This window comes from Mesorhizobium sp. WSM4846, assembly GCF_055811415.1.
Map to the genome: position 1 here is coordinate 62,808 of NZ_JBVVPZ010000021.1, position 21,304 is coordinate 84,111.

Sequence of the window (21,304 nt, forward strand, 5' to 3'; positions counted from 1 at the left end):
TAGGCCGAAGCCGGTTTGATCGCAAGCAGAAGATTGGCGGAGATGCGCGAGGTCTGCCGAACTATTCCGTTTCCCAGTGCGGCGCCTAAAGCGGATAATCGGTATCGAGGCTCAAAGCCCAGGCCTGTACGATGCTGTGATCAATCACAAGACCTGTATCCACGTCGGCCAACGCTTCGCGAGTCAGCTGTTCTTGCTTATTGGAAGTTCCTCTGCCTTTAACCATCAAAGCCCCTCTTTCGCGGCCTCGGCCAGGCGGGCCGCGTAGCGGGCCATGGTGTCGATCTCCAGATTGACGCGGTCGCCGACCTGGCGTTCGCCCCAGGTGGTCACGGTCAGCGAGTGATGGATCAAGAGCACGTCGAAGCGCGTGCCGTCGACCTTGTTGACGGTGAGCGAGGTGCCGTCGAGCGCGACGGAACCCTTGGGTGCGATGAACTTGGCCAGATCGCGCGGCGCTTCCAGCGTAAAGCGCACGGCATCGCCCTCCTCCTTGCGCGCAACGATCTCGGCGATGCCGTCGACATGGCCTGAAACGATGTGGCCACCGAGTTCGTCGCCGATCTTCAGCGCCCGCTCCAGATTGATCCTGGTGCCGGATTTCCAGCCCATGGCCGTCGTCAGCCTGAGTGCCTCTTCCCAGGCCTCGACCTCGAACCAGCGCGCGTTGGCGCCGCTTTCCGGCAGCGCCGTCACCGTCAGGCAGACGCCGCTGCAAGAAATCGAAGCCCCAATGGCGATCGTCTGCGGGTCATAGGCGGTGTCGATGCGCAAGCCGACGCCCTCTCTCAGCGGCTTGACGGCAGCGACGGTGCCGACATCGGTGACAATCCCGGTAAACATCAGATCCTGTCTTCTTGGTTGGCCATGATCTTTTCCGAAAACCGGTTCCCACTTTTCGGGATCATGTCTTTCAGTTTGACCATGTTCTTGTCCAAATATCGGTTCCCACTTTTTGGGATCATGGTCTTATCCACTCGGCGTAGCTGTCTTCGCCGAAACGCATGTCGCGCAATTTGCGAAATCCTGCCGGGATATGATCGGCGTCGATGGGCGATGCAATGCCGCGCTTGCCGATTGGCTCCTGCCCCTGGAACAGCACGATGCGGTCGACCAGCCCTTCGGCGAGGAAGGCCTTGGCCACCTTGGCGCCGCCCTCGACCAGCACGCTCGCCATGCCGAGTGCGGCCAGATCCTCGAGCAACTCCGGCAGCGCAATATCGCCTTCATACGTCTCAGTGCCGATGAAGCGCACGCCGGCGCGTTCGAGCGCGGCGCGCCGATGCGGGTCGGCTTCGGCACAGGCGGCGACGTAAAGCGGAACCCGGTCGACGCCGGCTATCAGTTTCGACGTCTCCGGCAGCCTGATCTGGCGGTCGAGCACAATGCGCGCCGGCGAGCGGTTCTCCAGCCCCGGCAACCGCACCGTCAGCGCCGGATCGTCCTCCAGCGCCGTGCCGATGCCGATCAGTACGCCGTCGGCTTCGGCGCGCATCAGATAGACTTCGCGCCGGGCGATGTCGCCGGTGATCGAGACCTGCCCCGCGCCTTCCACGCCGATCTTGCCGTCGCTGGAAAGCGCAAGTTTCAGGATCACTTCCGGACGTTTTTTCAGAGATCGAATGAGATAGCCGGCCATCTGCTCGGCGGCTTCTGCCACGAGCACCTTTTCGACCACCTCGACACCGGCGACACGCAGGATCGCATAGCCGTTGCCGGACACGCGTGGATCGGGGTCGCTCGCAGCTCCAACCACCCGCGCGACGCCGGCATTGACCAATGCGCTGGCGCAAGGCGGGGTGCGGCCATGGTGGGCGCAGGGCTCCAGTGTGACATAGGCGGTGGCGCCGCGTGCGAGTTCGCCGGCCTCGGCCAGCGCCTCGGTCTCGGCATGCGGCCGGCCGCCGACAGCGGTGACGCCGGTGCCGACGATCATCGGCCCGGCGCCGTCGTCGCGCACGATCAGCGTGCCGACGGAAGGGTTGGTCGAGGTCCGCCCGGCGTTTTTCCGCGACAGCCTCAGTGCCGCCGCCATGAAGCGGCGATCAAGAACCTCTTGCTCGGCTTGGCTGCGCCTTGCCATGCTCAGCCGGCGTCCTCTTCCTTGAGCTCGTCACCTTTAAGCTCACCCAGCACGTCGTGAAAATCCTTGGCCTCGCGGAAATTGCGATAGACGGAGGCGAAGCGCACATAGGCGACGTCGTCGAGCGACTTCAGTGCCTCCATCACCAGGCGGCCGACCTCGCCCGAGGCGACCTCGGTCTCGCCGGAGCTTTCGAGCTGGCGCACGATGCCGGTCACCGCGCGGTCGATGCGCTCGGGATCGACATTGCGCTTGCGCACGGCGATCTCGACCGAGCGCAGCAGCTTGTCGCGGTCGAACGGCACCTTGCGTCCGGACTTCTTCACCACAACGAGGTCGCGCAACTGCACCCGTTCGAAGGTGGTGAAGCGGCCGCCGCAATCGGGGCAGACGCGCCGCCTGCGGATCGCCGCGCCGTCTTCGGCGGGGCGCGAATCCTTCACCTGCGTATCTTCGGACTGGCAGTAGGGACAGCGCATGAGCAGCCTTGTGTTCGCGAATCTCGTGGAGCGAAAGGCTTAGAGGTTTTTGCCGCGATGGCAAAGTATCGGTCGCGCCTCAGAGATAGCGAGGGGCGAGGAAAATTGCCAGCATCAACGGCAATACCGGCCGATTACGGCGCGACGTCATCAGTCGGGAACCCACATGACACGCCGAGGCTGCGATAGGCCTTGGTGAAGCCGTCCATCGATACGGTCGCGACCGGCGTGTCGGCGAATATGACATCGAGCGCGCTGGCGCGGCGCATGGCACGCAGCAGCGCCAGGCTGATCTCGGGCTTGTTGTTCAACATCCATTTTCCGCCGGCACCGGCCATGGCATCGACGGTCGCCTTGACCTTGCCGTTGCCATCGCCGAACACCGCCGGAATGTTCTCGCCAGTCGGCAAGTCCTTGTTCTTCATGGCGATGACGAGGGTCGGATAGCCATTGGGCGGCAGTGCATCACCGTTCGAGATGACAAGCGTGAGCGTGCCGCTGGTACCGCTCGCATCGAGAAAGGCGGTCGAGGCGACGCAGGTTTTGCGCAGATCCCCACCGGTATCGATCTCGTCCACAGTGGTGGACCAGTTGCCGAAGGTTTCGGTCTTCGGTGCGGCTGGGATGGGCGCAGACTGTGCCCGGGCTACGGACGGCAAGCTGGTCAATGTGACCAGCACGCCAAGCGTGCCCAAGCCAGCGACACCGAAAATCTGCATCATCGTCAAGGCTCCTGTCCGGACTCCGTCCCCGCTGAAAAAGTGCTTCTCGTCCGCCGATAAGGGACGACACTTTGCGTGAGCTCAACCGAGATAGGGATAGAGCGGAAAACGATCCGTCAACGCGGCCACCTTCGCCTTCACCGCGGCTTCGACGGCTGCATTGCCCTCATCGGAATTCGCGGCCTTGAGCCCGTCCAGCACCTCGGCGATCAGCTTGCCGATCTCGCGGAACTCGGCCTGGCCGAAACCGCGCGTGGTGCCGGCCGGCGTGCCGAGGCGCACGCCCGAGGTGACGAACGGCTTTTCGGGATCGAAAGGGATGCCGTTCTTGTTGCAGGTGATGTTGGCGCGGCCAAGCGCTGCCTCGGCACGCTTGCCGGTGGCGTTCTTCGGCCTGAGGTCAACCAGCATCAGATGGTTGTCGGTGCCACCGGAGACGATGTCGAGGCCGGTTTCCTGCAGGCTGGAGGCCAGCGCCTTGGCATTGGCGGCAACGCCCTCGGCATAGATCTTGAAGCTTGGCTTCAGCGCTTCGCCGAAGGCCACCGCCTTGGCGGCGATGACATGCATCAGCGGACCACCCTGCAGGCCTGGAAACACCGCCGAGTTCATCTTCTTGGCGATGTCCTCGTCATTGCACAGGATCATGCCGCCGCGCGGGCCACGCAGCGACTTGTGCGTGGTGGTGGTGACCACATGGGCGTATGGCAGCGGCGACGGATGCACGCCGCCGGCGACCAGGCCGGCGATGTGGGCCATGTCGACCATCAGATAGGCGCCGATCGAGTCGGCGATCTCGCGAAAACGCTTCCAGTCCCAGACGCGCGAATAGGCAGTGCCGCCGGCCAGGATCAGCTTCGGCCTGGTCTCGTGGGCGGTCTTCTCGATCGCGTCCATGTCGAGCAGGTGATCGTCCCTGCGCACGCCGTAGGAAACGACCTTGAACCATTTGCCGCTCATGTTGACCGGCGAACCGTGCGTCAGGTGGCCACCGGAATTGAGGTCGAGCCCCATGAAGGTGTCGCCGGGCTGCAGCAGCGCCAAAAACACCGCCTGGTTCATCTGGCTGCCGGAATTCGGCTGGACATTGGCGAAGTTGCAGCCGAACAGCTTTTTGGCGCGTTCGATGGCCAGTTCCTCGGCCACGTCGACGAACTGGCAGCCGCCATAGTAGCGCTTGCCGGGATAGCCTTCGGCGTATTTGTTGGTCATGACCGACCCCTGCGCTTCCAGCACGGCGCGGGAGACGATGTTTTCCGAAGCGATCAGCTCGATCTCGTGGCGCTGGCGGCCGAGTTCGTTGCGGATCGCGCCGAAAATCTCCGGATCGGCATCGGCAAGCGTGGTTTCGAAGAAGGATTCGAATTTGTTCGACACTGCCGCTGCTGTTGCCATGCTTGAGATCCTTGTCGTCCGGGGGGTCTGCCGCGCCATTAACACAGTTGCTTTCGCCCCGCCACGTTTGCGGCGCGAAATTTGCTGGTCGGATTGCGGCAGCGAGGCGAAGAGCTACCTATTTCCTCGCCTGCCGGCCGTTCAGCAAGGCTTCGCGACGCCACCAGGGCCAGCAGAGGACTTTCACCTCCAAGTCATTGCGGCTACCATCCCGGCCAAACGGTGCTTGCGCACCACGCGCCATGCCTGGCGCACATCAAAAAGGCCGCCTCGATGGCGGCCTTTAAACAATACGATCAGTGGCTTAGAGCGCAGAGGTGATCTGCAGCTCGTTGGCTCCGTCGAGCCCGTAGATGTCGTCGCGGAACTGCACGACGCCAGGCCCCGTCGACCAGGCCGAGATGTAGAGGAAAAAGACCGGCACCGGATTGGTGACCTGCACCGGGATGTTCTCGCCGCTCTTGATCGACGCCTCGAAATGCTGGCGGCTCCAGCCCGGCGTGTCGCGCAGGATCCAGGTGACGAGGTCGCGCACGTTCTGGACGCGCACGCAGCCCGAGGAATCGAAGCGCATCATCTTGCCGAACAGGCTCTGCTGCGGCGTGTCGTGCATGTAAACGCCGTCCGGGCTCGGGAAATTGATCTTGACCGAGGCCATCGCATTGCCGGCGCCCGGATCCTGGCGAAAGCGGTATTTCTCCGCGTCGTCGGTCGACCAGTCGACAGTCAGTGGATCGACCTCGCTGCCATCCGGTGCGAACAGCCGGATCTTGCTGTCCTTGAGATAGTTGGGGTCCTTCCGCATCAGCGGAATGATGTCCTTGCGCACGATCGAGACCGGCGCGTTCCAGTAAGGATTGACGATGATCTCGTTGATCTTGGAATCGACGATCGGCGTCTGGCGATCGATCTTGCCGACGACGGCGGTGTGGCGCAGCACGACGCGGTCGTTCTCGACCGCTTCGATCTGGGCGCCGGGGATATCGACCAATACATAGCGGTTGCCCAGCGTGCCGGCGCGTTCGTTCAGCCGCTGCAGATTGGTCTGCAGCTGGCCAAGCCGGACCTGCGCCGAGACATTCATCGCCGCATAGCTATATTGGCCCAGGGTCCCGTCGGAAGGCAGGCCATGACGCGCCTGGAAGCGCTTGACTGCCGCATCGACATAGGAATCGAAGGCCTCTGAAAGGCCGGCGCTCTGCGCCAGGTCACCCGAAATCATCAAGCGCCTGCGCAACGGCACCACGTCGGGATCGATGACGCCGAGTTGCAACTTCTTGGTGTCCGGGACCCGCTCCCAGCCGCCCTGCGCGACAATGTTCTGATACTGCGCGATCGCCTGCTCTGTGTACGCAACGGTCTGCAGGCTGACGATCGGCAGCGTCGAGGCCACCTTGCCGCCCTCGCTGGCGCGGGCGTCGAACTGGTCGTTCCAGTTGCCGCGGCCCGAGGATTTCAGGATGTCCGCGATCACGTCCTGCGCGCTGGCGCCACCGGCAACCATCGTCGCGGCCAACGCGGAGGCTCCGGAAAGGAAGAAACGGCGACTGGTTCTCATGTACGCTCCAGATAGTCCTGTAACAGTTTTTCACCGGGCGATCCGCCCGCATGCTAGGCCCGGCCCACTCTAAGGTTGGCGCCCTTAACAATTAGCCAACCATGCCCCACTCGCTTCTGTGCGAGAACGCGCCGGGCGCGACGCGCCTTCACTGAGGCGGTTGGCGGGGAGACGGATTGGCTCGCGCCGCAACATCACCCGCGTTCTCGCTTCCACCGGGAATATGGCGGCAACGTGACCCTGACCGCGATTTGGATCGGCTGGCCTCACGAAACGCAAAGACCGATGCTTTTCGGCACCGGTCTTGTGTATCGCTCCCCGACTGGGCCTGTGGCGCGGTTGCACGCGATGGACATGCTTTACATGCGATAGGCGATGGTGTCGTTCCAGAAGCGGTCGAGGCGCTGCAAGGCGCGGTTCATCTGCTTGAATTCTTCCGTGTTGATGCCGCCGACCTGCTCGATCGAGCCGACATGGCGCTCGTAGAGGCCGGCGACGACTTCCGCCACCTCACTGCCCTTCGGCGTCAGCGAGACCCGCACCGAACGGCGGTCGATGCGCGAGCGCTGGTGGTTGATGAAGCCGAGATCGACCAGCTTTTTCAGATTGTAGGAGACGTTCGAGCCGAGATAATAGCCGCGCGAGCGCAGCTCGCCGGCGGTCAGTTCCGAATTGCCGATATTGAAGAGTAGCAGCGCCTGGATGGCGTTGATATCGGAACGGCCGTTGCGGTCGAATTCGTCCTTGATCACGTCAAGCAGGCGGCGGTGCAGCCGTTCCACCAGTTGCAGCGATTCCATGTACAGCGAACGGATCGCCTCGCGGCGGTCATCGGATACGTTGGCGGTCTTCGCCGCCGGACGGGAATTGATCATTGTCTTTGCCTCTCGTTTGTCGCCTGGTGATTTTTTGTTTTTCACCTTGATCGCGACACTATCGAATACTCATAAAATTCGACTTAAACGCTAGGGCTAACAAGAGCTTACCGGTAATAGGTTTCGAGAGAGGCTTAACGAAGGGTCACCCCAACAAGGATGATTAACCTAAAGATTTAGCCAATGATTGCGGGCGGTAATTTGCCCCGTCCAACCGCAGGCGTGGGCTATTCTTGTAGAGCATCGGTCCGATGCTCTATTGCCGGCTCCGGCGCTTCTGCATCCAGATCACCACGCGAAAGACGATGTAGAGCAGCGCCACCGCCGCATGCGAGGCGAGGATCAGCGGCCGGTGACCGAAGAGTTCGGGAAAGCCGGCATGCATGACGGTCTCGGTCGCCGCGCAGATGAACCAGATCACCGGCCCCCAGGAGGCCAGCATCCACAGACCGGCGGCGGCGAAGGGAAAGAAGACGGCGAGCGTCACCGCCGCCACCTGCCAATGCACCGGCATCAGATCGAAGCGCCACAACGAGCCGGGATAGAAGCCGATCAGCCGGATCCAGTACAAAATCCCGAACAACAGACAGTAGCCTGAGATGACGCGCTGAAACCAGGCGAAGATCACCTCGACCGTCGAGGGCTGGAGCACGACGCGTCTCGACGTGACCTCGCTCACAGCTTGAGTTCCCGTTCGCCGAGCGGAGCGAAATAGGGATCGACGTCGGCAGCACTGACGTCGTCGATGTCTGCTGGCCGCCATTGCGGCGACGAGCCCTTGTCGATGATGGCGGCGCGGATGCCTTCGTAGAAATCGTGGCCGGCAAGCATGCGGTTGAGGATGCGGAACTCCATCCGCATGCACTCGTCCATCGACAGCGTCAGCCCGGCGCTGATCTCGCGCCAGGCAACATGCAGGCTAGTCGGCGAGCGGGTGCGGATCGTCGCCAGTGTCTTTGCCGCGAACGCGTCTGCGGGTGCGGCGCGCTCCAGGCTGCCGATGATGTCGCTCAGCGACGGCTGCGCGAAATGGCGAGCGATGGCTTCCAGTGTCGGACTGTCCGTTTCGCGCCGGGCCGGGACGGAAAAGCCGCGCAGCGCCGCTTCCGGGTCGCCGCTCGCAACCAGCCGGTCGAGAAAGCCGGCCTGGTCCTGCGCCTTGATCGTGTGCGTCGCCAGGCCCGACCACAGAGCGTCGCCATAGCGGATGCGGTTTCCGGTCAGGGCCAGATACATGCCGAAGCTGCCGCCGAGGCCCGGCAGCAGATGACTGGCGCCGACATCCGGGAAAAAGCCGATGCCGACTTCCGGCATGGCAAACTGGGCGTTCTCGGTCAGCAGCCGATGCGAGCCGTGGAAGGAGATGCCGACGCCGCCGCCCATGACGATGCCGTCGATCAGCGCGACATAGGGTTTTTCGAACCGCGCGATGCGGGCGTTCAGCCGGTATTCGTCGGCGAAGAAATCGACCGGCGGCTTTCCCGCGCGGCCGGCCTCGTAGATGTGGAGGATGTCGCCGCCGGCCGAAAACGCCCTGCCCTCGGCCTTGACGACGACAACATCGACGCCGTCGTCGCGCTCCCAGGCGCGCAGCGCCTTGTCGAACGTCCCAACCATGCGATGGGTGACGGCATTGAGCGCCTGCGGCCGCGTCAGCGTGACGACGCCGGCCCTGCCCAATCGTTCGAAGCGGATCTCGTTGCCGCCGCCAAAATCCATCGCCTAAAGAATCCCTCGCCCAATGCCGCCGGGACTGAAGTGCTAAAGCGTGGCGCATGGGTGCGTCAATGCCGGGGCGCAATCCTGTCGGACAACAACGGTCGGGAACTCGTATACCGGTATCCAGCTTGTGCCTGGCACTATCGTGCCGCATTGGTCAGCGGCGGAGGCTCGTGTTAAAAGCCGCCAATCCGGAGTTTTGGCGATGAACAAATTCACCCCAGCAAAGCCTGCCGGCGCGCGCAGCGTCGACGAGATCACCGGCAGTCGCCGTTTGCGCCGCATGCGCAAGGCCGACTGGTCGCGCCGCCTCGTGCAGGAGAACCGGCTCTGCGTCGATGACCTTATCTGGCCGATCTTCGTCATCGATGGGAAAAATATGCGCGAACCGATCGCCGCCATGCCTGGTGTTTTCCGCCTGTCGCTCGACCTTGCCGTCAAGGAGGCCGAGCGCGCGGCAAAGCTCGGCATTCCGGCGATCGCCACCTTTCCCAATGTCGAGCTTGGCCTGCGCGACCAGACCGGCTCGCACATCCTCGATCCGGAAAACGTCATCAACCGTGCCACGCGCGCCATCAAGCGCGCGGTGCCCGAGATCGGCATCATCACCGATGCGGCGCTCGATCCCTTCACCTCGCACGGCCACGACGGCATCTTGCGTGACGGCATCATCGTCAACGACCAGACGGTGGAGCAGGTCACGGCGGCTGCCGTCATCCAGGCTTCGGCCGGCGCCGATATCATTGCCCCTTCCGACATGATGGATGGCCGCATCGGCGCCATCCGCGATGCGCTCGACGCCAATGGTTTTCAGGATGTGGCGATCATGTCCTACGCGACGAAATTCGCCTCCGCCTTCTACGGACCCTACCGTGAGGCGGTCGGTACCGCCGGCCTGCTCAAGGGCGACAAGAAGACCTATTATCTCGACCACGCCAATTCCGACGAGGCCGTGCGCGAGGCCGAACAGGACCTCGCCGAGGGCGCCGACATGCTGATGGTCAAGCCCGGCCTGCCCTATCTCGACATCATCCGCAGGCTAAAGGACGAATTCCGGATGCCGACCTTCGCCTATCAGGTGTCGGGCGAATATTCGATGATCAAGGCGGCCGCCGCCAATGGCTGGATCGACGGCGACAAGGCGATGCTGGAATCGCTACTCGCCTTCAAGCGCGCCGGCTGCGACGGCATCCTCACCTATTTCGCGCCCGAAGTGGCGGCGATGCTCAAGGGATAGGCACCCGCATCGTTTTGGGATTTTGCTGCAATCCGATAGAATAGGCTCATGAGCAGGAACGAGGTTATCGAACGGTTGCAGAGAAACGCAGATGCCATCAAAGGCATGGGCGCGACTTCGCTGTATCTGTTCGGGTCGGCGGCGCGGGACGAAGCGCAGCCGGACAGCGATCTTGATCTGTTCATCGACTATGATCCAGCGCGGCGCTTTTCTCTGATCGACCCGGTCGGGATCAAGCAATTTCTGGAAGAGAAGATGTCAACGGAAATCGACATCACCACGCGTGACAGCCTTCATCCTATGTTGAAGGCCGAGATCGAACGATCGGCCGTGCGCGTATTCTGATGGCAGTCCGCCGGATCGAGCCTATCCTAGCCGAGATCATAGCGGCGCTCCGCTCCGCCTAGCTGTCGAGGGCATACTCGAGGCGTCGCGGCGCATGTAGCTGCTGTTGCAACCACCCCTCTTTGCGGTGACCCTGATGCGAGCCAAACGAGCCGCTTATGCTCCGCGGCGAAATACCGCTTGCAAAATGCAATCAGTCTGGCTAAAAACAACTGCTTGCATTTCACAACTGGATTAGAAGGAGGTCCTCATGTCAAAGCTTCGCGTCAACGCTTTCACCGTATCTATCGACGGCTTCGGCGCCGGTCCCGACCAGGACTTGAAAGAGCCGCTGGGCGTCGGCGGGGAAGCCCTGCACACATGGATGTTCGGCACCCGAACCTTCCGCAACATGTCCGGCGAAGATGGCGGGACCACGGATACCGACGACGCGTTCGTAACGCGCAGCTTCGAAAACACCGGCGCGTGGATCATGGGCCGCAACATGTTCGGACCGATCCGCGGCGCTTGGCCCGATGACACCTGGAAGGGCTGGTGGGGAGACAATCCGCCCTACCATGTGCCGGTCTTCGTGCTCACCCACCAACCGCGCGATCCTATCGTCATGGAGGGAGGCACGACCTTCCATTTCGTGACCGACGGCATCCACTCGGCGCTGGAAAAGGCGAAAGCCGCGGCTGACGGCAAGGATGTCCGGCTCGGCGGCGGCGTCGCCACGATCCGGCAATATCTGAGGGAAAAGCTCATCGACGACATGCATCTGGCGATATCGCCGATGCTGCTCGGCTCAGGCGAGAACCTTTTTGCCGGCATCGACATGGTCAAGCTCGGCTACCGCTGCAGCGAGCAGGTGGGCACGCCGAATGCCATGCATGTCACCATCGAGCGCGCGTAAGCCTGGCTAGGTCCCCCTTCTCCCCTTGTGGGAGAAGGGGGCCGAGCGAAGCTCGGTCGGATGAGGGGTGTTCCAGCTTGGCGGACACGCTCGTCCAAATTGGACGCACAGCGCCAGGATCGCTGACGCCTCATTTCTTCCAGCACCCCTCATCCGGCTCGGCGCTGGGCGCCGATCCACCTTCTCCCACAAGGGGAGAAGGGGCGCGCTCCTCAATACTTCTCCGGAACATACAGCTCGCGCGGCAGCACCTGGCGCTCGTATTCTGGATTGAAGACGCGATCGGGCAGCGTGATCTCTTCGTGCGGCACTTCCTCATAAGGCATCTGCTTGAGGAGATGATCGATGCAGTTCAGCCGCGCCCGCTTCTTGTCGTTGCCCTCGACGATGAACCAGGGGGCTTCGGGAATGTTGGTGCGGGCGAAGGTCTCTTCCTTGGCCTTGGTATACTGTTCCCAGCGCACGCGCGACTGCAGGTCCATCGGCGACAGCTTCCACTGCTTCATCGGATCATGGATGCGCATCTGGAAACGCATCTGCTGCTCCTCGTCGGTGATGGAGAACCAGTATTTGACCAGGGTGATGCCGGAGCGGACCAGCATGCGCTCGAACTCCGGCACGTCGCGAAAAAACTCCTCGACCTGGTCCGGCTCGGCGAAGCCCATCACACGTTCGACGCCGGAGCGGTTATACCAGGAGCGGTCGAACAGCACGATCTCGCCGCCTGCCGGCAGATGCGGCACGTAGCGCTGAAAATACCATTGCGATTTCTCGCGCTCGGTCGGCGCCGGAAGTGCGACGACGCGGCAGATGCGCGGATTGAGCCGCTGGGTGATGCGCTTGATGACGCCCCCCTTGCCGGCCGAATCGCGGCCCTCGAAAACCACCACCAGCTTCTTCCTGGTGTAAGCCACCCAGGACTGCAGCTTGATCAATTCGGATTGCAGCGTGATCAGGTCGCGAAAATATTGCAGGCGATCCATCGAGGGCGGATGCGCGTTCTTGTAGATCCTGGCGATTTCCAGCGACAGCGCCGGTTCCGACATCTCCAGCTCGTAGTCCTCGTCGAGCGTGTCGGCGAGTTCCGCTTCCAGCCAGTCCCTGGCGGGAGAATTCTGTTTTGCTTCGGTCATTTATGCTGCTCCGCGTGCACGCCCGCGTCGGCCTCGGCCTGCCGGCCGAGATCGGACACCTTGAGCCGACTTGCATATAGGCCGGCAATGACGGTTTTATTGCAGCCGGCCCGCACGCCGGTCGCCCAACTCCGCGAGATGGGATCGATCAGCCTCCTGGCACACACGACAAGCGGCTCGAATTGTCCTACAAATGCCAGGTTTCCCCGAGCAACCTTCAAAACACTCTTTTCAACGCAATCGCGAGGATCTGACATGGAATACCGCACACTCGGCCGTTCCGGGCTGAAGGTTTCGACGCTGACCATGGGCACCATGACTTTTGGCGGCGCCGGCGCATTCTCGGCGGTCGGCAAGACCGATCTCGACGAGGCACGCCGGATGATCGACCTCTGCATCAACGCCGGCATCAATCTCATCGACACCGCCAATGTCTATTCGAACGGGCTTTCGGAAGAGATCATCGGCGAAGCACTCGGCGGCAAACGCAAGGGCGATGTGCTGATCGCCTCCAAGGCGCGCATGCGGATCGGCGACGGCCCCAACGATGAGGGCCTGTCGCGCTACCATCTGATCCGCGAGTGCGAGAAGAGCCTGAAACGCCTCAGGACCGACGTCATTGACATCTATTTCCTGCACGAATGGGACGGCACGACGCCGCTCGAAGAGACCATCGCCGCGCTCGACACACTCGTCAGCCAGGGCAAGGTCCGCTATGTCGGCTGTTCCAACTATTCCGGCTGGCAGGTGATGAAGGCGCTGGGGGTCAGCGACCGCCAGCACCAGCCGCGTTTCGTCACCCAGCAGATCCACTACACGCTGGAAGCGCGCGAAGCCGAATATGAACTGCTGCCGATCTCGGTCGACCAGGGGCTTGGCGTGCTGGTGTGGAGCCCGCTCGCCGGTGGATTGCTGTCCGGCAAATACCACCGCGACCAGGCCACCGCGCGCCAGCTCAGCGGCTGGACCGAACCGCCAATCCGTGACGAGGACCGGCTGTGGCGGATCGTCGACGCGCTTGCCCATATCGGCGAGAACCATGGCGTCTCGGCGGCGCAGGTGGCGCTTGCCTGGCTGCTCGGCCGGCCCGCGGTCAGTTCGCTGGTGATCGGCGGACGGACCGAAGCGCAGTTCAAGGACAATATCGCCGCAGCCAGCCTGGTGCTGACCAGCGATGAGCGCGCACGCCTCGACACTGTGAGCCGCCCGCCGGTTCTCTACCCCTATTGGCACCAGCAATTCACGGCAAAAGACCGGTTTGGTCCGGCCGATCTGGTTCTTGACCGAGAAGATATCTGACAACGGATCAGGTCGAAGGTCGCCGTGGGCTTAGCCTGAGATAAAACGCCAGACCTCGGGATCAGGCTCGATCTGGCCGCTGAGCACGAAATATTTGTAGAGCACGAGCAAGCAGATCGCCTGCTCGGCCCGCTCGTCGGCGAACTTGCGGCAATAGGCGTTGGCGGCGGCAACGATGCGTTCGGCCTCAGTCGGATGGCGTTCGAGATATTGCACCCGCTCGGCAAGATCCGTGAAATCAGGTTCGAGCGGCACATAGTGAACACCAGCCACGAGTTCGCTTTCGGCGAACCATGTCTCATATGTCGGCGGCGGCATCAGGCACAGCGAATTCGAACTCATGATCCATTTCAAGTTGGTCGCCACATCGTTGCCTTCGAGCGAAATGATGTAGCGACAGCGCCGCTGCTGGTCGATGCTCAGATAAGGCTTGCGATATTCCGGCGCTGCCGTCGGTTTGGGCGTTCCGACATCGCAAAAGGGCAGATCGCGCGCAGCGTCCAGAAGCAAGGTCCTTATCGGATTGTTGAGCTCGCCGCGCCACACCGCAACCGGAAGCTTGTCCGCGAAGGTTACATCGTCGGCGGGCATGTGGAAGTGGCGGAACTTGTTGAGCTTGAACAGGACCCCGTTGCTGTTGTCGCCGGCGATCGGCCGATCCTTGACGATCGACGGCATCGCAGGCACGTCGGCGACGTCGCCGAATTCGAGGTCGATGCGCAAATCGGGATCGAAGTAGCGGGTAAATTCCTTCAGATCGTAGTAATACATGCTCCGGCCTCTCGGTAGCCGGCTGACCGGCACGGCCCCGCCGCTCGGCGCGAAAGCGTCCTGCAATCTGTTGTAGTAGTTGAGACGCGCGCGGACCGATCCGTCCGAAAGCCTGGCCTGATCGAGCAGCCCGGCGAGCCTGCGGCGGAACAGCGCCTGCGGTGCAATATCGCGCACGGCATTGCGCGCATAGTAGAATAGCTTCTGTGCGTTTCTTTGAAGGGTGGCCATCGGTCACTTGGTGAAAAGTCGGCTTGTGATTTGCCCCCCGGTGCCTCCTACACCATTGTGCCGGCTATCTTGCAAGCCACGGAACCGTGTTCAGCCGGCCTGCCGGCTGTCTATGGAGCCGATCGCTCTTTGCGGTGTTGTGTTTGGAGCCCAATGCTCCTAGGCAGGGCTAATAACCCTTTGGATTGCGAAAGGAAGAGATATGGCGCGAGCACCGAATTACGGCCAGGAACGCAAGGAACGCGACCGGCAGAAGGCTGCCAAGAAGGCGGAAAAGCAAGCGGCCAAGGTTGCAGCCAAGGAACGTTCGAAGCCGGAAGACGAGACCACGTCCGAGACCGAAACGGAAACCGCAGAGTAAACTGCAGGGCAATCGCTTCATAGTGACGGCGAGAAGGGAACTGGCCGCAACCTTGGCGCGCTTTCTGCAACGCCGGAATTGGCGAAACCCTTGGGGCAGGCCGCTTTCTCCTGTCACTATACGGGGAGAAATGCCCGGCCCATCCTCCGCAGCTGCTGCGGAGGACGGGCAGGGCAATGAGGGGCACTGCAAACCTGAAGCGGTTGCCCCTTAGTAAAAGCGCACCCGGCCCGCGAGGCGGATCAGATTTCCCTGCGTCTTCAGACCGGCGCCTTGTCGCTGACGAAAACGTTCACTTCGCGGGCGGCGGCGATGAAGGCACGCCTTGCGATCATTGCCGGTTTGTCGCCGGCCAGCGCATCATGGCAGGCCTGCAGCGCTTCGCGGTGCTTTGGACTGCGCTTGCCGGGCCAGTTGTTGAGGAGGTAGTCGGAAGCCTCGCGGGCCGTGCGCAAGAGCTGAGTGGTTCCCGCCGCGCCCTTGACGGTCACGGGTGTTTCAAATCGGTTGTTTTCCATCGCCGCTCTTACGCCATCGCCGCTCGCGAAGCGAGCGCGAAAGTGGTTGCCACCGCAATCACGCCGCGACGCTGGCTAATCCCCTGGCAGGCAGGCCGCGCCAGTTCTTGTGCAATGATGCCGTCGAGAGGCTGCCGGACAGGACAGACATGCCGCAAGACTCCACCCCTGCCACCCAAGGCGCCCACAATATCCATTGGCGCCGCAATCTCGCCGTGTGCTTTGCCGGCTCGTTCAGCACGCTTGTCGCCATGACCTTGCTGTTGCCCTTCCTGCCGCTTTACGTAGAGCAGCTGGGCGCCGAGGGCCACGCGGCTGTTGTGCAGTGGTCCGGCATCGCCTATGGCGCGACCTTCTTCGCCGCCGCGCTGGTCGCGCCGCTGTGGGGACGGCTTGGCGACCGCTACGGCCGCAAGCTGATGCTGGTGCGCGCCAGTTTCGGCATGGCCGTCTGCATGTCCCTGACCGGCATGGTCGAGACCGTCTGGCAATTGGTGCTGCTACGCCTGCTGATCGGTTTCGCCGGTGGCTATTCCTCGGGCTCGACCATTCTCGTCGCCATGCAGACGCCGAAGGAGCGGTCGGGCTGGGCGCTCGGCGTGCTGTCGGCCGGCATCACCGGCGGCGCTCTCGTCGGTCCCTTGCTCGGCGGCGCGCTGCCGCCCTTGATCGGCATCCGCGCCACCTTCCTGCTCGCCGGAGGCGTCATTTTCCTGGCGTTCCTGGCAACGACTTTTCTCATCAAGGAGAACCCTCGCCCGGAAACCGACAAATCGGCATCGACTGAGAAGCCGAAAGGCGGCTGGTCGCAAATCCCGGACAAGCGCCCCGTCGTCGCCATGCTGGTGACCGGCACGCTGCTGAGTTTCGCCACCATGTCGATCGAGCCGATCATCGCGGTCTATGTGCAACAGATCATCGAGGACCAAAGCCGGGTCACGCTGATGTCCGGCGCGGTCATGTCGGCGGCGGCACTTGGCGCCATCCTGTCGGCCTCGCGTCTCGGCAAGCTCGCCGACCGCGTCGGCCACTGGAACGTCATCATTGCGGCGCTTGCCGTCTCGGCGCTGCTGCTGATCCCGCAGGCTTTCGTCACCCAGGGGTGGCAGCTCGTCGGCCTGCGTTTCCTGATGGGACTGGCGCTTGGCGGCCTCTTGCCCTGCATCACCAGCGTCATCCGCCACAATGTTCCGGACGGCGTCGGCGGCAATGTGCTGGGTCTGTCGATCTCGGCGCAGTATGTCGGACAGGTTGCCGGCCCGCTACTCGGCGGGTTCGTCGGTGGTCATTTCGGCATGCGCGCGGTGTTTCTCGGCACGTCGGTGCTGATGGCGGGTGGAGCGGCGTATAACTGGCTGGTCCAGTCGCGCCGCGCACGCGACATGCTGGTGCAGGCGGGCAAATCCTGACACCGTTTGCGGGCCACTTTACGGAGTCCAAGCCATGAGCACAGCCGACCACCCAGCAAGCGGCATCGGCCGCATCCTCGTTTTCGCCGGCGGCCTGTGCGGCGCGGCCGGTGTGGCGCTTTCTGCCGCGGCGGCACATCTGGGCGGCGCTTTCGTCGGCACGGTCGCGACCTTCCTGCTCATGCATGCACCGGTCTTCCTTGCCATCGGCCTCGTCGGCGCAAACCGGATCATGCGAACCGCAAGCCTTATTCTTCTCATCGGGCTTGTCTTGTTCTGCGGCGATCTGCTTGCCCGCGACTTCCTCGGCTCGCGGCTTTTTTCGATGTCGGCGCCGATCGGCGGCACCTTGCTCATCGCCGGCTGGCTGGCGGTTGCGGCCTCGGCGCTGAGGCGCCCGCGCTCCTGAGGCGGCCGGATTCGGTTTCCGCCAAACAACGGTCAGTCAGACGACGGCCCCTCATGCCGGCGCTCGGGCCGGACCGGCAGGTCGCGATTGCGTGCCGCCGGCTTGGCCAGGCGCCGCCGCTCCGGCCTGTCGATGGCCGGCGAGATGCCCCAATAGTTGCGATAGATCTCTTCGAACAGATGATTGATCGGGTGCATGGCTTAGCTTCCTTTTTTCGATTTGAGATTTGAATCGATCCAATCGACAGGCGGAAAAAAGCGCTGCCGATCAGCTCCGCTTGCGCTCCACGAGAAAGCGCAGATCGCGGATCCACGGCCCGGCGCTGCCGCCGCGTGTCCGGGTCACCGGCTTCGAAATTATGCTCCAGTCCTTGCGATAGATGTCTTCGAACAGATAATTGACGGGGTGCATGGCTCGCTCCTTCCTAAATCGATCCAATGACGATACTCAATTGGATCGATTCAAAACTAGGCTTGGACCACGCTGATGTCAAGCAAAATTTGAATCGATCCAACAAAGATGCTAGATAGCCTGCTGGAGGCAAAAAATGGCATCATCCAGCGAAAGCAATACAAGACCCATCCGGCTGGCCGACATCGCCAAGGCCGCCGGGGTTTCGCACGGCACCGCCTCCAACGTGTTCAGCCGTCCCGAGATCGTGCGCGAGGAAGTCCGCGAACGAGTCAAGGCGGCGGCCGAGGCGATGGGCTATGCCGGTCCCGACCCGAAGGGCCGGCTGCTGCGCGCCGGCAAGGTCAACGCGATTGGCGTCGCCACGACCGAGCCGCTGTCCTATTTCTTCGACGATCCCTTTGCCCGCGCGATGATGGCCGGCATTTCCGAGGCCTGTGACGCCACCGGCGCGGGAATAGCGCTGGTATCGGCCGGCAACCAGGAAAAACTTGCCTGGAACATCCAGAGCGCGCTAGTCGACGGCTTCATCCTGTTCTGCATCGAGGGCGGCTCACGGCTTGTCGAACTGACGCGCGAACGCAAACTCCCCTTTGTCGCGCTTGAGCTCGGCTTCGACGACGACACCGTTTCGGCAATCGGCGTCGACAATGTCGCCGGCGCCCGCCTGGCGGCGCAGCATCTCGCCGAGCTTGGCCATCGCCGCTTTGCCGTGCTGGCGCTGCCTTTCGCCGACGGCAGTACCGGCCTTGTCTCGCCGGAGAAAGTCCGGACGGCCCTCTACACCGGCACGCGCGATCGCCTCGTCGGCTATTTCGAGGCGTTTTCCCGGTACGGCGTCGAAACCGCTGGGATACCGGTATACGAGACCGAAAACGACGAAGCCAGCACAAGGGCCGGCCTCGAAACGATCTTCGCCTCGGCAGCGCCGCCGACCGCCATCCTGGCGATGTCGGACCGGATCGCCATGGTCGCGATCGAATGGTTGGCCGCGCGCGGCATTGCGGTTCCCGGCGACGTCTCCGTCGTCGGCTTCGACGGCGTGCCTGACGCCGCACTTTGCGATCCTCCGCTGACCACGGTCGCGCAGCCAATCGCCGAGATCGGCCGCCGGGCGGCGCGAACGATCCTCGATTTCGACGGCACGGTGCGGCGCGAGACGCTTGGCGTCGAGCTAGAGGTCAGGGCATCTTCGGGGCCGCCGCCCAAGACAGCCTGAGCCCGGACGTCTAATTAATACGTGGCGCAGTTTCCTGCGCCTCGCCAGTGTTCTTGCCCCGCAGGGAGCGCGAGGTGACCCCCGCGTGTACAAGCCTCGGTCGGGGCCCGGACCTTTGGGCTCGTCACCCACTACGCACCACCGTAGCGCGACCGATCCGGTACCACTGCCTCCCCGCCCTTTTTGTCCCGATGCGGAATCTGTAGTCAAGCGTCGGTTGCGCATGGGGCCAGGCTCACTTACCAGCCATACGGCTTCCACTCCTTCATAGTAAACCGCGACATTCGGCACCGATGTCGCACCATAGTCGGCGTTGAGGGTGAGGCTGGCATTCGACTTGATCCACACCTTCCGGGCGATGACGTTTGTGAAGGCCGAATTTGCAGCGATGGTGGAGTTGCTGTCAGTGGAAAAAATGCCGCGTGACAGGTACATGGAACCCGTCTCCCTGGTGATGCTGTTGCTATCGAAATAATGGAGGCGCTCGACCGGCGCGCTGCGGTCCTCGAAGAAAAGAATTCCAGCCAGGGCACCGGTCGAAGGCGCGGTGAAATCGATTCTCGTATTGCTGGTGAAATGCAGCGTCGCGTTGTTTCCAGTCAGGTAGAAACGAGGCCGTCGCCTTGGACCTTCGCGTTGGAGTCGACAAAGAACTTCCCGTCCTTGACGAAGTAAATACCAGGGCGGAACGTGACAACGGAGTTGTTGAGGATGAACATTCCTCCACAGTAGACGCCAGGATCAATTGTGACCGTCTTATTATCGTATACCTTGTTGCTGAAGTCGCAGTTTGGAACGACGGGTGCCGGAACAGTCGCCATCGGAATCGGCAAGGACGGGACATCCGACCTCGGGCGCCGGCGAATAATGCGAAGCGCCGCCGGCTGCGCTGCCGACGACGCAGACCGCCGCCGGGAGGGAGGGGGGACCGACCGCGACTACGCCAAGTGATTCCACTCGGCTGCAAAAATCTCTAGGGGTTGCTAGTTGCCATGCCGCCCACGCCGAAGGACGCATGGATCGGCGGCGCCTGGCTGCGGACCGGCTTGCTGTTGCCGCCAATAGAAGACAGCCATTCGAGATAATAGGCGAGCGCGAACTGCATGGCGATGCCGGCGGCGATCAGCAGGCTGTCATAGGCAAATCCACCCGGGTTGATCAGCTTCATCACCTGCGCCGCCATGGCGATCAGCGTGCCGGCGATGAAAACCGGCAGCGATCGCTTGCCCAATATGGCCAGCGGATGGTCGCGGCTGGTGCGAACAGGTTGGAGACAGAAGGAAACGCCACGATCAGATAGCTCACCGCCAGGATGTGCAGCAGCCTCGGCAGCGACAGGAAGGTCTTGTCGAAGCCGGTCAGCACCACCGGCAGGTTCAGCCACGACACGTGCCCCCATAGCGGGCTGTGCACCCAGACCAACGCCGTCGCGACATAGGCCGCCGACGCGCCGACCAGCCAGCGATTGACCGGAATGACGCCGCCGCGCCTGATGTGCAGCATGCTCGCCAGGCCGATGTTGAAGAGGAACTGCCACGACAGCGGATTGAGGAACCAGAAGCCGGGCTCAGGGTAATTCGGCGGGGCGATCTGGTAGATCCCGGCAACCAGCCACAGAGTTCCGGACAGGGCGAGCGCCGTAAAAGGCCGGTAACTGATGAACAGCAGGAAGGTTGGCGCCATCAGCAGCAGCACCGCATAGACCGGCAGGATATTGTTATAGCCAAGCTGATGGCCAAGCGTGACAATGCCGATCAGCACATGTTGCGGGTCCCTGATCAATGGCTCGATGTTGATCAGGGTCAGCATGTCCGGCCGCTTCGCGAACATCGCCGCCGCGCAGAAGATGGCCAGCACCGCCATCGTCGTGACGATGTGGGCGACATAGAGCACTCCGGCGCGGCGCCACAATTTCAGTGTCGCCAGGAGCCGGTCTCCGGACTGGAATTTTGCGCCGTAGGCGAGCGCGACGGACATGCCGGAGATCAGCACGAAGGCCTCGGCGGCATCCGAAAAGCCGAAATTCTTGTAGGTCAGAGTTTCGAAAACCGTGCCCGGGACATGGTCGACGAATATGATCAGCAGAGCGAGAGCGCGGAACACATCAATGCGCGTGTCGCGTTCCGGGGGGGGGCGGGGGGGGGGGGGCCGCCCCCCCGCCGGCGCCCCGGGGGGACGGGGGGGGCGCGCGGCGATTATTGTGGTGATTTTTTTAATTAAGTCACAAATAGGGGT

23 protein-coding genes and 2 pseudogenes are annotated in these 21,304 nt (G+C 62.6%); 8 read left to right on the forward strand and 17 right to left on the reverse strand.

Features of this window, described 5'->3' with window-relative positions; genetic code table 11:
* Positions 1 to 85: 85 nt before the first annotated feature.
* The 10 genes and pseudogenes from AC0L15_RS18640 to AC0L15_RS18685 all read right to left on the reverse strand — a co-directional run.
* Positions 86 to 187: pseudogene (locus tag AC0L15_RS18640) on the reverse strand (CopG family transcriptional regulator); the annotation flags it as partial.
* 38 nt (positions 188 to 225) lie between these two features.
* Positions 226 to 843, reverse strand: coding sequence for a riboflavin synthase (locus AC0L15_RS18645; RefSeq protein ID WP_287247593.1), 618 nt, complete (start codon positions 841 to 843; stop codon positions 226 to 228).
* A 118-nt stretch (positions 844 to 961) separates the two neighbouring features.
* Positions 962 to 2,083 (reverse strand): bifunctional diaminohydroxyphosphoribosylaminopyrimidine deaminase/5-amino-6-(5-phosphoribosylamino)uracil reductase RibD, encoded by a 1,122-nt coding sequence (gene ribD, locus AC0L15_RS18650; protein WP_287247595.1) that lies wholly within the window; start codon positions 2,081 to 2,083, stop codon positions 962 to 964.
* Positions 2,084 to 2,085: 2 nt separating this feature from the next.
* Positions 2,086 to 2,562 carry a transcriptional regulator NrdR gene (nrdR, locus tag AC0L15_RS18655; RefSeq protein ID WP_023798407.1) on the reverse strand — a complete coding sequence of 159 codons (477 nt, stop codon included), beginning with the start codon at positions 2,560 to 2,562 and terminating at the stop codon, positions 2,086 to 2,088.
* A 134-nt stretch (positions 2,563 to 2,696) separates the two neighbouring features.
* Positions 2,697 to 3,284, reverse strand: coding sequence for an invasion associated locus B family protein (locus AC0L15_RS18660; protein ID WP_353813075.1), 588 nt, complete (start codon positions 3,282 to 3,284; stop codon positions 2,697 to 2,699).
* Positions 3,285 to 3,365: 81 nt separating this feature from the next.
* Complete coding sequence (gene glyA, locus AC0L15_RS18665) at positions 3,366 to 4,679, reverse strand: serine hydroxymethyltransferase (protein ID WP_128246712.1); 1,314 nt, start codon at positions 4,677 to 4,679, stop codon at positions 3,366 to 3,368.
* 304 nt (positions 4,680 to 4,983) lie between these two features.
* Entirely contained in the window at positions 4,984 to 6,237 is a 1,254-nt protein-coding gene (locus tag AC0L15_RS18670) for a L,D-transpeptidase family protein (protein WP_091591574.1), read from the reverse strand.
* A 359-nt stretch (positions 6,238 to 6,596) separates the two neighbouring features.
* Entirely contained in the window at positions 6,597 to 7,112 is a 516-nt protein-coding gene (gene ldtR, locus AC0L15_RS18675) for a transcriptional regulator LdtR (RefSeq protein ID WP_027154640.1), read from the reverse strand.
* 256 nt (positions 7,113 to 7,368) lie between these two features.
* Entirely contained in the window at positions 7,369 to 7,791 is a 423-nt protein-coding gene (locus tag AC0L15_RS18680; RefSeq protein WP_287120431.1) for a DUF6163 family protein, read from the reverse strand.
* Positions 7,788 to 8,831: an enoyl-CoA hydratase/isomerase family protein gene (locus tag AC0L15_RS18685; RefSeq protein ID WP_287247596.1), complete on the reverse strand. Its 1,044-nt coding sequence runs from the start codon at positions 8,829 to 8,831 to the stop codon at positions 7,788 to 7,790. Before AC0L15_RS18685 ends, AC0L15_RS18680 begins: the two co-directional genes overlap by 4 nt.
* A gap of 205 nt (positions 8,832 to 9,036) precedes the next feature.
* Here AC0L15_RS18685 and hemB point away from each other — a divergent pair, with 205 nt between their 5' ends.
* From hemB to AC0L15_RS18700, 3 genes are all read left to right on the forward strand, one after another.
* Entirely contained in the window at positions 9,037 to 10,068 is a 1,032-nt protein-coding gene (hemB, locus tag AC0L15_RS18690; RefSeq protein WP_027154643.1) for a porphobilinogen synthase, read from the forward strand.
* A gap of 48 nt (positions 10,069 to 10,116) precedes the next feature.
* On the forward strand, positions 10,117 to 10,413 hold the full coding sequence (locus AC0L15_RS18695) for a nucleotidyltransferase family protein (protein WP_287247598.1): 297 nt from the start codon (positions 10,117 to 10,119) through the stop codon (positions 10,411 to 10,413).
* Positions 10,414 to 10,663: 250 nt separating this feature from the next.
* A complete protein-coding gene (locus AC0L15_RS18700; RefSeq protein ID WP_287247599.1) occupies positions 10,664 to 11,308 on the forward strand; it encodes a dihydrofolate reductase family protein in 645 nt (214 codons plus the stop codon).
* A 212-nt stretch (positions 11,309 to 11,520) separates the two neighbouring features.
* Here AC0L15_RS18700 and ppk2 read toward each other — a convergent pair whose 3' ends face one another.
* Entirely contained in the window at positions 11,521 to 12,441 is a 921-nt protein-coding gene (gene ppk2, locus AC0L15_RS18705; RefSeq protein WP_236389674.1) for a polyphosphate kinase 2, read from the reverse strand.
* A 255-nt stretch (positions 12,442 to 12,696) separates the two neighbouring features.
* On the opposite strand from ppk2, the gene AC0L15_RS18710 reads away from it, so the two are divergent.
* On the forward strand, positions 12,697 to 13,740 hold the full coding sequence (locus AC0L15_RS18710; RefSeq protein ID WP_287247600.1) for an aldo/keto reductase: 1,044 nt from the start codon (positions 12,697 to 12,699) through the stop codon (positions 13,738 to 13,740).
* A gap of 30 nt (positions 13,741 to 13,770) precedes the next feature.
* On the opposite strand, the gene AC0L15_RS18715 is transcribed toward AC0L15_RS18710, so the two are convergent.
* The gene (locus AC0L15_RS18715) at positions 13,771 to 14,742 is read right to left on the reverse strand and encodes a glycosyl transferase family 90 (RefSeq protein ID WP_287247602.1); all 972 of its coding nucleotides are present in this window, start codon (positions 14,740 to 14,742) and stop codon (positions 13,771 to 13,773) included.
* A gap of 202 nt (positions 14,743 to 14,944) precedes the next feature.
* Between AC0L15_RS18715 and AC0L15_RS18720 the strand changes: the two genes are divergently transcribed.
* Positions 14,945 to 15,103, forward strand: a complete 159-nt coding sequence (locus AC0L15_RS18720; protein ID WP_023798419.1) for a hypothetical protein — start codon at positions 14,945 to 14,947, stop codon at positions 15,101 to 15,103.
* A 260-nt stretch (positions 15,104 to 15,363) separates the two neighbouring features.
* On the opposite strand, the gene AC0L15_RS18725 is transcribed toward AC0L15_RS18720, so the two are convergent.
* On the reverse strand, positions 15,364 to 15,621 hold the full coding sequence (locus AC0L15_RS18725; protein ID WP_023798420.1) for a DUF982 domain-containing protein: 258 nt from the start codon (positions 15,619 to 15,621) through the stop codon (positions 15,364 to 15,366).
* Positions 15,622 to 15,770: 149 nt separating this feature from the next.
* On the opposite strand from AC0L15_RS18725, the gene AC0L15_RS18730 reads away from it, so the two are divergent.
* Positions 15,771 to 17,030 carry a multidrug efflux MFS transporter gene (locus AC0L15_RS18730; RefSeq protein WP_287193669.1) on the forward strand — a complete coding sequence of 420 codons (1,260 nt, stop codon included), beginning with the start codon at positions 15,771 to 15,773 and terminating at the stop codon, positions 17,028 to 17,030.
* 34 nt (positions 17,031 to 17,064) lie between these two features.
* The gene (locus tag AC0L15_RS18735) at positions 17,065 to 17,439 is read left to right on the forward strand and encodes a DUF423 domain-containing protein (protein WP_287247603.1); all 375 of its coding nucleotides are present in this window, start codon (positions 17,065 to 17,067) and stop codon (positions 17,437 to 17,439) included.
* A 32-nt stretch (positions 17,440 to 17,471) separates the two neighbouring features.
* On the opposite strand, the gene AC0L15_RS18740 is transcribed toward AC0L15_RS18735, so the two are convergent.
* Positions 17,472 to 17,636 carry a hypothetical protein gene (locus AC0L15_RS18740; protein ID WP_287193630.1) on the reverse strand — a complete coding sequence of 55 codons (165 nt, stop codon included), beginning with the start codon at positions 17,634 to 17,636 and terminating at the stop codon, positions 17,472 to 17,474.
* A 70-nt stretch (positions 17,637 to 17,706) separates the two neighbouring features.
* The gene (locus AC0L15_RS18745) at positions 17,707 to 17,850 is read right to left on the reverse strand and encodes a hypothetical protein (protein ID WP_287247604.1); all 144 of its coding nucleotides are present in this window, start codon (positions 17,848 to 17,850) and stop codon (positions 17,707 to 17,709) included.
* Between the two features lie 136 nt (positions 17,851 to 17,986).
* On the opposite strand from AC0L15_RS18745, the gene AC0L15_RS18750 reads away from it, so the two are divergent.
* On the forward strand, positions 17,987 to 19,069 hold the full coding sequence (locus tag AC0L15_RS18750) for a LacI family DNA-binding transcriptional regulator (RefSeq protein WP_287247606.1): 1,083 nt from the start codon (positions 17,987 to 17,989) through the stop codon (positions 19,067 to 19,069).
* 599 nt (positions 19,070 to 19,668) lie between these two features.
* Here AC0L15_RS18750 and AC0L15_RS18755 read toward each other — a convergent pair.
* Together AC0L15_RS18755 and AC0L15_RS18760 are read right to left on the reverse strand one after the other, a co-directional pair.
* Positions 19,669 to 19,902, reverse strand: coding sequence for a hypothetical protein (locus AC0L15_RS18755; protein WP_287247608.1), 234 nt, complete (start codon positions 19,900 to 19,902; stop codon positions 19,669 to 19,671).
* A gap of 140 nt (positions 19,903 to 20,042) precedes the next feature.
* Positions 20,043 to 21,178: pseudogene (locus AC0L15_RS18760) on the reverse strand (OpgC family protein).
* Positions 21,179 to 21,304: the final 126 nt, after the last annotated feature.